This is a genomic window from Citrobacter sp. KTE30 (assembly GCF_000398825.1).
In the GTDB taxonomy this organism is placed as follows: Bacteria; Pseudomonadota; Gammaproteobacteria; order Enterobacterales; family Enterobacteriaceae; genus Citrobacter; species Citrobacter freundii.
Window position 1 is genome coordinate 3,786,184 of the sequence record NZ_KB976055.1, and the last position, 13,850, is coordinate 3,800,033.

Below are 13,850 nucleotides of genomic sequence, written 5' to 3' on the forward strand. Positions count from 1 at the left end.
GCGGCGTAAACGCCTTATCCAGCCTACAGTTTATACTCCCGTAGGCTGGATAAACGCAGCGCTATCCGGCAATTAAATCCCTACTTCCCGCCCGCCAGTTCCAGAAAACTGCCCGTTACGTAAGATGCTTTCTCGCTCAACAGCCAGGTAATCGCCTGCGCGACTTCTTCCGGCTGCCCGCCACGCTGCATAGGCAACAGTGATTTCACGCGATCGACTCTTCCCGGCTCGCCGCCTGATGCGTGCATTTCAGTGTAGATAAGACCTGGTCGCACGCAGTTTACGCGGATCCCTTGCGCCGCAACCTCCAGCGCCAGGCCGGTGGTGAGCGTGTCCACAGCGCCTTTCGAGGCCGCGTAATCAACATATTCGAATGGCGCACCAAGCCGCGATGCCGCCGAAGAGACATTTACAATCGATCCACCCTGACCGCCGTGCTTGAACGACATGCGCTTTACCGCTTCCCGACAGCACAGAAAATAGCCGGTAACGTTGGTTGCCAGTACGCGATTAATTCGTTCGGCGGTTAAGTTTTCGACCGTGCTTTGCTCAAACAAGATCCCGGCATTATTCACCAGGGCAGTCAGTTGCTCGCCTTCACGGTCAATAGACTCAAACATTGCCACCACCTGGCTTTCATCACTGATATCCGCACGCAAAGCAAATGCTTTACCGCCTGCAGCGACGATGTTGTTCACCACCTCGGTTGCCGCACGAATATGGTGATGAAAATTCACGGCGACCGTGTAACCCTCTTGCGCCAGTTGCAGCGCGGTTGCTCGACCAATGCCACGACTGCCGCCCGTCACCAATGCTATAGCCATAACGTTTCTCCCAAAAAACAAAGGCGCCGAAGCGCCTTTAAAAGATAGTTGAATCAGCAGATTACTGATATTCGCTCATCGGTACACAGGAGCAGAACAGGTTACGGTCACCGTAAACGTCATCAAGGCGTTTCACAGTTGGCCAGTATTTGTTCGCCACACCCGCCGGGAAGACGGCGATTTCGCGGCTATAACCGTGATTCCACTCCGCGACCAGCTCGTTTTGCGTGTGCGGTGAGTTAACCAGCGGGTTATCTTCCAGTGACCATTCACCGGCTTTCACGCGATCGATCTCAGCGCGGATTGCCAGCATCGCATTGATAAAGCGATCCAGTTCCACTTTGCTTTCAGATTCAGTCGGTTCAACCATCAGGGTACCCGCGACCGGGAATGACATAGTCGGCGCATGGAAACCGTAATCGATTAGGCGCTTGGCAATATCCAGTTCGCTGATGCCGGTCTCTTCTTTCAGTGGGCGAATGTCGAGAATACATTCATGCGCCACGCGACCATCGCGACCGGTATACAGTACCGGATAAGCATCTTTCAGACGGCTGGCAATGTAGTTAGCGTTAAGAATCGCCACCTGGCTGGCATGCTTCAGACCTTCTGCGCCCATCATACGGATGTACATCCAACTGATTGGCAAAATGGATGCGCTACCGAACGGCGCCGCAGAAACTGCGCCCTGACGGGTCAGCATCCCTTCAATCTGCACTACGCTGTGGCCCGGTACAAACGGCGCCAGATGTGATTTCACGCCGATCGGTCCCATACCTGGGCCGCCGCCGCCGTGCGGAATGCAGAATGTTTTATGCAGGTTGAGGTGCGAGACATCTGCGCCAATAAAGCCCGGCGTGGTGATCCCAACCTGAGCGTTCATGTTCGCGCCATCAAGGTAAACCTGGCCGCCGAACTGGTGCACAACGTCGCACACTTCACGGATCGTTTCTTCATAAACGCCGTGGGTGGATGGATAGGTCACCATGATGCAAGAAAGGTTGTCGGCATGTTGTTCTGCTTTTGCTCGCAGATCGTCCAGGTCGATGTTGCCGTTCTTATCACAGGCGACAACCACTACCTGCATACCCGCCATCTGTGCAGACGCCGGGTTGGTACCGTGGGCAGAAGCCGGGATCAAGCAGATATCGCGATGACCTTCGTTACGGCTTTCGTGATAATGACGAATCGCCAGCAGACCCGCATACTCGCCCTGCGCGCCGGAGTTCGGCTGCATGCAGACGGCATCATAACCGGTCAGTTTTACCAGCCACTCGGAAAGCTGGCCGATCATCTGGTGATAACCTTCAGCCTGCTCTGGCGGGCAGAACGGATGTAGCTCAGCGAATTCAGGCCAGGTGATAGGGATCATCTCGGCAGCGGCGTTGAGCTTCATAGTGCAGGAACCCAGCGGGATCATTGCCTGATTCAGCGCCAGATCTTTACGCTCCAGTGAGTGCATGTAGCGCATCATCTCGGTTTCGCTGTGATAGCGGTTGAACACCGGGTGGCTGAGGATCGCATCGTCACGCAGCATGCTTTCCTGAATAGAACGGCTGTCGAGCGCCACGTCTTTATCCAGCGTATCGATGTTCAGAGCGTGACTGTCGCCCAGCAGTACATTGAACAACTGCACCACGTTTTCACGGGTGGTGGTTTCATCGAGCGTAATACCTACCGCGTTATGGATATCGCTACGCAGGTTGATTTCTGCCGCTTCGGCACGCGCCAGCACTGCGGCCTTATCGGCTACTTCAACGCACAGGGTGTCGAAGTAGTGCGCATGACGCAGCTTCAATCCTTTCTGTTGCAGACCGGCTGCCAGGATATCAGTCAGGCGGTGGATGCGATTAGCAATGCGTTTCAGGCCAACTGGACCATGATAAACAGCATACAGACTGGCGATGTTGGCCAGCAGGACCTGCGAGGTACAAATGTTGGAGTTCGCTTTCTCGCGGCGGATATGCTGCTCACGAGTCTGCATCGCCATGCGCAGTGCGGTATTGCCCGCCGCATCTTTGGAGACGCCGATAATACGGCCTGGCATGGAACGTTTGAATTCGTCTTTAGCGGCGAAGAATGCCGCGTGTGGGCCACCGTAACCCATCGGTACGCCGAAGCGTTGTGCAGAACCGAAAACGATATCCGCGCCCTGTTTGCCCGGAGCAGTCAGCAGTACCAGCGCCATAAAGTCGGCAGCGACACTGACCACAACTTTACGGGATTTCAGCTCGGTAATCAGTTTGCTGTAGTCATGCACTTCACCGGTGGTGCCAACCTGCTGCAACAGCACGCCAAACACATCCTGGTGATCCAGTGCTTTCGCCGCGTCATCAACAATCACGTCAAAACCAAAGGTTTGTGCACGAGTACGCACAACATCCAGCGTTTGCGGATGGACATCAGCGGCCACAAAGAAGCGGTTGGCGTTTTTCAGTTTACTGACGCGTTTTGCCATCGCCATCGCTTCAGCCGCCGCGGTGGCTTCATCCAGCAGAGAGGCGGAGGCCATGTCCAGACCGGTCAGATCCAGCGTCACCTGCTGGAAGTTGAGCAGCGCTTCCAGGCGCCCCTGAGAAACTTCTGGCTGATACGGCGTATACGCAGTGTACCAGCCCGGGTTTTCCAGCATGTTGCGCAGGATAACCGGTGGCAACTGCACGGCGGTGTAGCCCATGCCAATGTAGGACGTGAAGCGCTTGTTACGCCCAGCGATGGCTTTTAATTCAGCCAGCGCAGCGTATTCGGTCGCCGCCTCGCCCACCTGCGGCGGGGTTGCGAGCTGAATGTCTTTCGGCACAATCTGGCCGATCAGCGCGTTTAACGACTCGGCGCCAACCGCATTCAGCATCTCTTGCTGCTGCGCGGCGTCCGGTCCGATGTGGCGTTCAATGAAAGCGCCGCTGTTTTCAAGCTGGCTTAACGTCTGTGTCATGGGCGATGGTTCCTGAAACGTGCAGTGAATCGTGATTGTCTCTGTCTACGAGCCCGGCAGCGCTAGCGCTTACCGGGTCTACGCATGCTTTGTAGGCCGGATAAGCGCAGCGCCATCCGGCAAAAGCGTATTTACTCGTCTTCTAACAATGCTTCATATGCGGTCGCATCCAGCAGCGATTCAATTTCGCTTTCATCGCTGGCTTTGATTTTGAAAATCCAGCCGCCCGCATACGGCTCGCTGTTGACCAGTTCCGGGGAGTCGCTGAGCGCGTCGTTAACCGCCACAATCTCACCACCTACTGGCGCATAGATATCGGATGCCGCTTTTACGGACTCCGCAACGGCACAATCATCGCCCGCGCTGACGGTTGCGCCAACTTCTGGCAGGTCAACGAAAACCATGTCACCTAACAGCTCCTGAGCGTGTTCGGTGATACCAACGGTGTAAGAGCCGTCAGCTTCTTTGCGCAGCCATTCGTGTTCTTTGCTGTATTTCAGTTCTGCAGGTACGTTGCTCATCAATCAATCTCCAAAAAAGGATGAATTACGCGACGGCTTTGCCGTTACGCACAAAAACAGGTTTAGTCACTTTTACCGGCATTTCGCGGTTACGGATCTGCACGATCGCAGTTTCGCCGATACCCGCAGGGACACGCGCCAACGCGATGCTGTAACCAAGAGTTGGGGAGAATGTCCCGCTGGTGATAATGCCTTCCTGCTGGTTGCCGGAAGCATCGGTGAAGCGCACCGGCAGTTCATTACGCAGCACGCCTTTCTCGGTCATCACCAGCCCGACCAGTAGTTCGTGGCCTTTTTCACGCTGCATTTCCAACGCTTCACGACCGATAAAGTCGCGGTCAGCCGGTTCCCATGCGATGGTCCAGCCCATGTTGGCCGCCAGCGGAGAAATGCCTTCGTCCATCTCCTGACCGTACAGGTTCATGCCCGCTTCCAGACGCAACGTGTCACGCGCGCCGAGACCGCAAGGTTTAACGCCAGCCTGTACCAGCGCACGCCAGAAATCTGCCGCTTTTTCATTCGGCATGGCAATTTCATAACCTGCTTCGCCGGTATAACCGGTGGTTGCGATAAACAAGTCGCCCGCCTGAACGCCGAAGAACGGCTTCATGCCTGCTACCGCCTGACGCTGCTCGTCAGTAAACAACGTAGCTGCTTTTTCCTGTGCGTTTGGACCCTGTACCGCAATCAGCGACAGATCGTCACGAACGGTGATGTCGATGGCGTAAGGTTCAGCGTGTTGGGTAATCCAGGAGAGGTCTTTTTCGCGGGTGGCGGAGTTAACAACGAGGCGGAAGAAGTCTTCAGTGAAGTAGTAGACAATCAGGTCATCTATCACGCCGCCCGAAGCGTTAAGCATACCGGAGTAGAGGGCTTTACCCGTCTTCGTTAGCTTCGCGACGTCGTTTGCCAGCAGATAACGCAAGAACTCCCGGGTGCGGCTACCGCGCAGGTCGACGATGGTCATATGCGACACATCAAACATTCCGGCATCGGTGCGAACAGCATGGTGTTCATCGAGCTGAGAACCGTAATGCAGTGGCATCATCCAGCCATGGAAATCGACCATGCGCGCGCCACATAGCGTGTGTTGTTCGTACAAAGGAGTCTGTTGAGCCATCTTTTCCTCGTTGAATAAGCGGGGCTACCAACTCTTTCGCGGTGAAATTTTCGCCACGAAACCCAGCACCGCAGCCGCTCCAGGGGCTACGACGCAAACGTTCTCTTTGTCCTGAACTTACCACCGAAACAGACGCTAAACCATAAGTCAAAATTAACCATCACATTAGCTTATGGCGAAAAACAGCCAGATCGGCAACAGAATAAAACTCCATGTATATAGTGATAAATCAGAATAACAAACAAAGATAAGCGCAAACTTACAGCACCAATCCACATTAAATGTGGAAAAAATGTCAAAAATGGCGTTATGAAAAAAACGTGATATTAAAAAAACTAATGCGAAAAAAGGCGTGGAATTAGATTATTTCAAATGAGAGAAGCACCCCGGCGCGCAGGCCGGGAGAGGAAAGTGTGACGGGTCTCAAACTCTTAAGATTGTCCTTACGGACACTAACGTAACCACTCGGGAAGATCGTTCAGTCCCATCGCCTGACGGATGAGTTGTGGTTTTACGCCCGGGAGGGTATCGGCCAGCTTCAGCCCAATATCACGTAGCAGTTTTTTCGCCGGATTCTCGCCTGCAAACAGTTCACGGAAACCCTGCATCCCTGCCAGCATCAGCGCTGCGCTGTGCTTACGGCTGCGTTCGTAGCGGCGTAAATAGAGATACTGCCCAATATCTTTACCCTGACGCTGTAGCCGCTTAAGTTCATTGATCAGCTCCGCCGCATCCATAAAGCCAAGGTTAACCCCCTGACCCGCCAGCGGGTGGATGGTATGCGCCGCATCCCCCACCAGCGCCAGACGATGGGCGGCGAACTGACGGGCATAACGTCCCGTCAGCGGAAACGCCTGACGTTCGCTTTCAAGGCTGCACAGCCCCAGACGATTATCAAAAGCGATATTCAGCGCCTGATTAAACTCGTCAATGCTTGCCTGCTGCATACGTTCTGCTTCCTGCGGCGAGAGCGACCAGACGATAGAACACAGGTGTGGATCGCTGAGCGGCAGGAATGCCAGGATCCCCTCGCCGTGAAACGCCTGACGCGCAACCGCACCGTGCGCTTCCTGCGTACGGATAGTCGCCACCAGCGCATGATGACGATAATCCCAGAAGGTGAGCGGAATATCCGCTTTGTTGCGCAGCCAGGAGTTAGCACCATCAGCACCGACGACCAGGCGGGCCGTCAGCATTGCGCCATCTTTCAGGGTCAGAAATGCTTCGTTCTCACCCCAGGCCACCTGCTGTAATTCAGCGGGTGCCATCAGCGTAATATCCGCTGAACGCTGCGCCTTTTGCCACAGCGCATAATGAATCTCTGAGTTTTCGACAATGTGCCCCAAATGGCTGTAGCCCATGCTCTGGTCATCAAACGCAATACGTCCAAAGCTGTCTTTGTCCCAGACTTCCATACCGTGGTAGCAGCAAGCGCGACGGGCAACAATGTCGGACCAGACACCAAGACGGGTAAGCAGTTTTTCGCTGGCGGCATTAATGGCCGAAACACGAAGCTGAGGAGGTGCATCCGCCGCCAACGGCTGCGGAACATGTTGTTCTAATACAGCAACGCGCAACCCGCTGCCCTGTAAGCCGCAGGCAACCGCCAGTCCTACCATGCCGCCACCAACAATTGCTACATCAACACTTTGCACTGTTTGCTCCTGAAAATAGGACAATCAAAAACCGTAGGCCGGATAAGGCAAAGCCGCCATCCGGCATCAATTCCGCGACATTGCCTGATGGCGCTGCGCTTATCAGGCCTACTTCTTTAATTCGGCCTACAGGTTATATTTAGCGCGCAACCCAGCCCAGGGTCCGCTCCGCCAGCGCATCGCGCGCAGGGGTGAATAATTCCATCGCCATCAGCCCGGCATTACGCCCAACAACCAGCGGGGCCCAGTGATTGGCAAACAAATACACTAAATTATTGGTCACACCAATCGTCGTATCACGATCGCTCTCGCGGCGCTGCTGATAGCGAGCCAGCACCGCATAATCACCCACATCTTCCGCGCCGTTTTCCGCCTGCGTCAACGTCTCAGCCAGGCTCATTACGTCACGCAGGCCCAGGTTGAAACCTTGCCCGGCAATGGGATGCAGCGTCTGGGCGGCGTTCCCTACCAGCACGGTACGATGGGTAATCGCCTTCAGCGCTGTAGTTAACGAAAGCGGATAGGCGCTGCGTTTACCGGCCTGGGTAATACGTCCCAGTCGCCAGCCAAAAGCGGTTTGTAGTTCACGGCAAAACTGTTCGTCAGACCAAGCCATAATCTCATCACGCTGCTCCAGCGGATGGCACCACACCAACGAGCAGCGACCGTCAGACATCGGAAGCATTGCCAGCGGACCATATTGCGTGAAGCGTTCAAACGCTCGCCCGTCGTGCGGTACAGAGGTCGTAACGTTGGCAATTACCGCCAGTTGCTCATAAGGCTGTTGCAGCCAGTCAACACCGCAGGCGGTAGCCAGTGCGGAGCGCGTACCGTCGGCGGCCACCAGCAGGCGACCATCAATCATTTCGCCATTTTCCAGCGTAACTTCTACGCGCTCCTGCGTGCGCGACACGCTGGCTACGCGATCGGGGCAGTGCAATGTGACGCCCGGTGCTTTGCGCAGCAGCGCAAACAGACGCAGCCCGACCTCGTGCAGTTCTACCACCTGGCCCAGAGCCGGAATACGGTATTCCTGCGCATCCAGCGTCACAAATCCGGCATGACCGCGATCGCTGACGTGAACCGTTTTAATTGCCGTTGCGCAATCGGCAATCGCCTGCCATACGCCAATTCGCGCCAGTTGTTGGCAGGTTCCTGCCGCCAGAGCGATCGCCCTGGCATCAAACCCGGGATGGCGGTCAGTTTCAGGTTCGCTCGCTTCTATCAGATGAACCGGCAGAGTCCCATGGCTGAGCTGAGAAATAGCCAACGCCAGCGTCGCGCCAACCATACCACCACCAACGATAATCACGCTCATTGCAGTCGCGCCGCAGCCATTAATGCTTCAATGTCATCCGCTTTCTTCACTACGCTGGCGGTCAGGTTTTCATTGCCGTCCTCGGTGATGAGGATGTCATCCTCAATACGAATGCCGATACCACGATAAGCCGGCGGTACATCGGCGTCCGGCGCGATATACAGTCCCGGCTCGACGGTGAGCACCATTCCCGGCTCAAGAATACGTGAGCGGTCCTGACCATAAACGCCGACGTCGTGCACATCCAGCCCAAGCCAGTGGCTTAGACCATGCATAAAGAATGGGCGATGTGCATTTTCGGTAATCAACTGATCGACATCACCGTGCAAAATACCGAGTTTCACCAGACCCGTAATCATGATGCGCACCACTTCGCCAGTGACTTTCTGAATGGACGTTCCGGGACGATACAGACGCAGGCTGGTCTCTAAGGATTCCAGCACGATATCGTAGATTTCACGCTGTGCTGGGGTAAATTTACCATTTACCGGAAAGGTACGCGTAATGTCGCCCGCATAGCCTTTGTATTCACAGCCAGCGTCGATCAGCACCAAATCGCCATCGCGCATTTCACTTTCATTTTCGGTGTAATGCAGGATACAGCCGTTTTCACCGCTGCCGACAATCGTGTTATAGGACGGATAACGCGCACCATGGCGGGTAAATTCGTGGTGAATCTCCCCTTCTAACTGGTATTCAAACATTCCCGGACGGCATTTTTCCATCGCACGGGTATGCGCCAGCGCGGTGATTTCTCCGGCACGACGCATGACCGCAATCTCTTCCGGTGATTTGAACAGGCGCATCTCATGCACCATTGGACGCCAGTCGATAATCGCGGCAGGTGCGTGCAGATTTTGTCTGGAGCCTTTACGCAGTTTATCCAGCGCCGTGTGCACAATCTCGTCGGCCCAGGCATATTCGCCCTGCGCGTGGTACACCGCGTCCAGGCCATTGAGCAACAGGTGCAGCTGTTGGTTGATTTCACTGAAGGCCAGCGCCCTGTCAACGCCAAGTTTTGCCGGGGCAGCATCCTGGCCCAGACGGCGACCAAACCAGATCTCCGCCGTCAGATCGCGAACCCGATTGAACAAAACGCTATGGTTATGAGTGTCATCGCTTTTAATCAACACCAGCACGGCTTCAGGTTCGTTAAAACCGGTGAAGTACCAGAAATCACTGCTTTGGCGGTACGGATATTCACTGTCCGCGCTGCGCGTCGCTTCAGGCGCGGCAAAAATCAGCGCGGCGCTGCCGGGCTGCATTTGTGCCAGTAAAGCCTGGCGACGACGCTGGAATTCTTGCTGAGATATCTCGCTCATCACACTCTCCTTTGCGTTTCGTTCTTAGTGCAGAGTCGGTTTACGGACTTCCGGCGCAGTCGGCTGCTGACGCGTAAACGTGTCATGACACAGCAAAGCGGCTACGCGCACGTATTCGATGATCTCTTCGAGCGACATTTCCAGCTCTTCCTGATCTTCGTCTTCGTCATACCCTAACTGCGCGATATTGCGCAGGTCGTCAATCGCTTCCCCGGTTTCGCCGGTTACTTTGTCGAGCTTCGGCTGCGTGACGCCAAGACCCAGCAAAAAGTGGTTTACCCATCCCGCCAGCGCATCGGCGCGATCGAACACGCTGACGTCATCCCCTTCAGGCAGATAAAGCTGAAAAAGGAAGCCGTCGTCTTCGAGGGCATCGCTGGTGGCAGAGTGCATTTTCAGCAGCGCCTGAGCCAGCTCGTGACCAAAGGCCAGGCCTTCGTTCGTCAGGTCGTGCAACAGCGGCTGCCATGAGCTGTCGTTGTTTCCACCACAAATCATTCCGCTTATCAAGCCGTGCATTTCGGCCGGGGTTAATCCAGCCCCTTGTTGGTTCAAAAACTGGCTAACTTCGTTGTAACCAGGCATTTCGTTCTGTATAGACATAAGCATTCGTCATCAAAGGGAGGAATATTCATGGTATGCTACCACTTTGGACCCTGGTGGACCAGAAAAGGGCTTGTATCTTGATACCAGGGTAGCTATAGTGTCGCCCCTTCGCGGACCCACGGTCTGGAGACGAAGGCAGCGCAGTCAATCAGCAGGAAGGTGGCATGTCTGCACAACCCGTCGATATCCAAATATTTGGCCGTTCACTGCGAGTGAATTGCCCGCCTGAACAAAGGGATGCGTTGAATCAGGCTGCTGACGATCTCAATCAGCGATTGCAAGATCTGAAAGTTCGCACTAGAGTCACAAATACTGAGCAGTTGGTTTTCATCGCCGCGTTGAACATCAGCTATGAATTAACTCAGGAAAAAGCGAAGACGCGTGAGTACGCGGCGAGCATGGAACAACGTATTCGGATGCTACAACAGACCATCGAACAGGCGTTGCTTGATCAGGGTCGCATAACCGAAAAAACGGGCCAAAACTTTGAATAACACTTTTCGGTTTACTGTGGTAGAGTGACCGTGAAGACAAAATTTCTCTGAGATGTTTGCAAGCGGGCCAGTCCCCTGAGCCGATATTTCATACCACAAGAATGTGGCGCTCCACGGTTGGTGAGCATGCTCGGCCCGTCCGAGAAGCCTTAAAACTGTGACGACACATTCACCTTGAACCAAGGGTTCAAGGGTTACAGCCTGCGGCGGCATCTCGGAGATTCCCTTCTACCTGGCAACAGCCATGACATTACTTTCTGAACTCTCTTTATCCCGGCAAGAAATTCGTCAACTGATTCGGCAGCGTCGTCGTGCGCTTACCTCCGAACAGCAACGACAATACGGTCAGCAAGCCGCGACCCGAATGCTCAGCTTTCCCCCTGTTGTACTCGCTCATACGGTGGCAGTATTCCTCTCGTTCGATGGCGAACTCGATACCCAGCCGCTAATAGATCAGCTGTGGCGAGCGGGCAAGCGCGTTTATCTTCCGGTTCTTCATCCCTTCAGCACCGGTAATTTGCTGTTCCTGCACTATCATCCGCATAGCGACCTGGTAACCAATCGCTTAAAGATCCAGGAACCACGACTTGATGTACGTGACGTATTACCGCTGTCACAGCTGGATGTACTGATTACGCCGCTAGTGGCGTTTGATGAATATGGGCAACGCCTGGGCATGGGCGGCGGATTTTATGACCGCACGTTACAAAACTGGCAGCAGCATAAGATCCAGCCCGTAGGCTACGCGCACGATTGTCAGCGAGTGGAAAAGCTGCCTGTCGAAGAATGGGATATCCCGCTGCCTGCGGTGGTGACGCCGTCCAAAATTTGGGCGTGGTAGGAAAACATGGAACATGCGGGCAGGCCAGCAGCCTGCCCGTTAAAAGGAAATCAGTACAGCAGACGAGCACGAATAGTACCCGGAAGAGCTTTCATCGCCAGCAACGCTTTCTCCGCCACATCTTCATCCGCTTCAATATCAATAACCACGTAACCTACCTGTGCGGAAGTCTGCAGATACTGTGCGGCAATGTTGACGCCCTGCTCGGCAAAAATCTGGTTCAGCGCGGTCAGTACGCCCGGACGGTTTTCGTGAATGTGCATCAGACGACGACCGCCGTGTAGCGGCAGCGAAACTTCCGGGAAGTTAACTGCAGACAGCGTAGAGCCGTTATCGGAATACTTGGTCAGTTTCCCAGCCACTTCCAGACCGATGTTTTCCTGCGCTTCCAGTGTTGAACCACCAATGTGCGGCGTCAGGATCACGTTGTCGAAATCACACAGTGGCGAAGTGAAAGGATCGCTGTTGGTTGCCGGCTCGGTTGGGAATACGTCGATTGCCGCCCCTGCCAGGTGCTTGGTCGCTAACGCGTCGCACAGCGCAGGAATATCAACAACCGTACCACGTGCGGCGTTAATCAGCAGCGCGCCTGGTTTCATCAACGCAATCTCACGCGCGCCCATTAGATTTTTGGTGGAGGCATTTTCCGGTACGTGCAAACTGACCACGTCGCTCATATTGAGCAGGTCGGAAAGATGCTGCACCTGCGTGGCGTTGCCAAGTGGGAGTTTATTTTCTATATCATAGAAATAGACATGCATCCCCAGCGATTCCGCCAGAATGCCTAGCTGAGTACCAATGTGGCCGTAGCCGATGATCCCCAGTTTTTTGCCACGCGCTTCAAAGGAGCCGGTAGCCAGTTTGTTCCACACGCCGCGGTGTGCTTTGGCGTTCGCTTCGGGTACACCGCGTAGCAGGAGAAGCAGTTCGCCAATCACCAGTTCCGCAACGGAACGCGTGTTAGAGAATGGCGCGTTAAACACGGGGATCCCGCGCTTTGCCGCAGCGGTCAGATCAACCTGGTTGGTGCCGATACAGAAGCAGCCAATCGCGACCAGTTTCTCTGCGGCGTCAATCACATCTTCAGTCAGATGGGTACGGGATCGCAGGCCAATGAAGTGGGCATCACGGATGGACTCTTTCAGTTGTTCAGTGTCCAGAGCGCCTTTGTGAAACTCGATGTTGGTATAACCTGCTGCACGAAGGCTTTCGAGTGCTTTTTGATGCACGCCTTCTACCAGCAGAAATTTAATCTTATCTTTCTCCAGTGATACCTTTGCCATTTCCCCGACCCTGTCTTTTTTTGTTCAAACTGATGTGTTGTGTGTGGGATTTTCATCCGCCTCTTCAACATATCAAAAAATAATATTGCGGCAATATGAACGTTTGCGTCGCCGTGCTGAAGAAATGTCATTCAGAGAGAAATGTCAGAGGAAAATACTGGCGATAACTTTTTCTTTGGAGAGATCGGCAGGACAATATTATAAACGTGACACAAGTCACCAAATTTGCCCTGCCAAAATTTTTTTAACGGGAGAAGACACTCCCATCAGATCATTTTACGATAGTTTTCACGCCGTCTGGGGTACCGATCAGCGCGACATCCGCACCACGGTTGGCAAACAGACCGACGGTTACCACGCCCGGAATCGCATTGATGGCGTTTTCCATGGCCACGGCGTCAAGGATCTCCAGACCGTGTACATCAAGGATCACGTTGCCGTTGTCCGTCACTACGCCCTGACGGTATTCAGGACGACCGCCCAGCTTCACCAACTGGCGAGCCACAGCGCTGCGCGCCATTGGGATCACTTCAACCGGCAGCGGGAAGTTGCCGAGAATGTCGACTTCTTTGGACGCATCCGCGATGCAGATAAATTTCTTCGCCACGGAAGCAATGATTTTTTCACGGGTCAACGCTGCACCGCCGCCCTTGATCATCTGCATATGGCCATTGATTTCATCCGCGCCATCAACGTATACGCCGAGACTATCAACTTCGTTAAGATCGAACACGTGGATGCCAAGGCTTTTGAGTTTTTCGGTTGAAGCGTCCGAACTGGATACCGCACCTTCAATCTGACCTTTCATTGTGCCCAGCGCATCAATAAAGTGTGCGGCTGTTGAACCTGTACCTACGCCCACAATGGTACCGGGCTGTACATACTGAAGTGCCGCCCATCCTACTGCTTTTTTCAGTTCATCCTGCGTCAT

The 13,850-nt window shown here is 54.3% G+C and carries 12 protein-coding genes and 1 other RNA gene; 3 read left to right on the forward strand and 10 right to left on the reverse strand.

The window, feature by feature from the left end:
* Positions 1-80: 80 nt before the first annotated feature.
* The 8 genes from WC1_RS05240 to WC1_RS05205 form a co-directional block, all read right to left on the reverse strand.
* Complete coding sequence (locus tag WC1_RS05240) at positions 81-824, reverse strand: SDR family oxidoreductase (RefSeq protein WP_016150949.1); 744 nt, start codon at positions 822-824, stop codon at positions 81-83.
* A 61-nt stretch (positions 825-885) separates the two neighbouring features.
* Positions 886-3,759: an aminomethyl-transferring glycine dehydrogenase gene (gcvP, locus tag WC1_RS05235; RefSeq protein WP_016150950.1), complete on the reverse strand. Its 2,874-nt coding sequence runs from the start codon at positions 3,757-3,759 to the stop codon at positions 886-888.
* Positions 3,760-3,890: 131 nt separating this feature from the next.
* Positions 3,891-4,280, reverse strand: coding sequence for a glycine cleavage system protein GcvH (gene gcvH, locus WC1_RS05230; RefSeq protein WP_003026965.1), 390 nt, complete (start codon positions 4,278-4,280; stop codon positions 3,891-3,893).
* Positions 4,281-4,305: 25 nt separating this feature from the next.
* The gene (gene gcvT, locus WC1_RS05225) at positions 4,306-5,400 is read right to left on the reverse strand and encodes a glycine cleavage system aminomethyltransferase GcvT (RefSeq protein ID WP_016150951.1); all 1,095 of its coding nucleotides are present in this window, start codon (positions 5,398-5,400) and stop codon (positions 4,306-4,308) included.
* A 452-nt stretch (positions 5,401-5,852) separates the two neighbouring features.
* Positions 5,853-7,055 carry an FAD-dependent 2-octaprenylphenol hydroxylase gene (gene ubiI / locus WC1_RS05220; protein ID WP_016150952.1) on the reverse strand — a complete coding sequence of 401 codons (1,203 nt, stop codon included), beginning with the start codon at positions 7,053-7,055 and terminating at the stop codon, positions 5,853-5,855.
* Positions 7,056-7,194: 139 nt separating this feature from the next.
* A complete protein-coding gene (gene ubiH, locus WC1_RS05215; RefSeq protein WP_016150953.1) occupies positions 7,195-8,373 on the reverse strand; it encodes a 2-octaprenyl-6-methoxyphenyl hydroxylase in 1,179 nt (392 codons plus the stop codon).
* Positions 8,370-9,695: a Xaa-Pro aminopeptidase gene (pepP, locus tag WC1_RS05210; protein ID WP_016150954.1), complete on the reverse strand. Its 1,326-nt coding sequence runs from the start codon at positions 9,693-9,695 to the stop codon at positions 8,370-8,372. The genes ubiH and pepP overlap by 4 nt, the downstream gene beginning before the upstream one ends.
* A 24-nt stretch (positions 9,696-9,719) precedes the next feature.
* Complete coding sequence (locus tag WC1_RS05205) at positions 9,720-10,298, reverse strand: YecA/YgfB family protein (protein ID WP_003026978.1); 579 nt, start codon at positions 10,296-10,298, stop codon at positions 9,720-9,722.
* 167 nt (positions 10,299-10,465) lie between these two features.
* Between WC1_RS05205 and zapA the strand changes: the two genes are divergently transcribed.
* The 3 genes from zapA to WC1_RS05195 all read left to right on the forward strand — a co-directional run bounded on the left by zapA (position 10,466) and on the right by WC1_RS05195 (position 11,636).
* Positions 10,466-10,795: a cell division protein ZapA gene (gene zapA, locus WC1_RS05200; RefSeq protein WP_003026980.1), complete on the forward strand. Its 330-nt coding sequence runs from the start codon at positions 10,466-10,468 to the stop codon at positions 10,793-10,795.
* A 41-nt stretch (positions 10,796-10,836) separates the two neighbouring features.
* Positions 10,837-11,020: non-coding RNA, 6S RNA (ssrS, locus tag WC1_RS24035), on the forward strand.
* 19 nt (positions 11,021-11,039) lie between these two features.
* Positions 11,040-11,636, forward strand: a complete 597-nt coding sequence (locus WC1_RS05195) for a 5-formyltetrahydrofolate cyclo-ligase (RefSeq protein WP_016150955.1) — start codon at positions 11,040-11,042, stop codon at positions 11,634-11,636.
* A gap of 50 nt (positions 11,637-11,686) precedes the next feature.
* On the opposite strand, the gene serA is transcribed toward WC1_RS05195, so the two are convergent.
* The gene (gene serA, locus WC1_RS05190; protein WP_003026984.1) at positions 11,687-12,919 is read right to left on the reverse strand and encodes a phosphoglycerate dehydrogenase; all 1,233 of its coding nucleotides are present in this window, start codon (positions 12,917-12,919) and stop codon (positions 11,687-11,689) included.
* 271 nt (positions 12,920-13,190) lie between these two features.
* The gene (gene rpiA / locus WC1_RS05185) at positions 13,191-13,850 is read right to left on the reverse strand and encodes a ribose-5-phosphate isomerase RpiA (RefSeq protein ID WP_003026986.1); all 660 of its coding nucleotides are present in this window, start codon (positions 13,848-13,850) and stop codon (positions 13,191-13,193) included.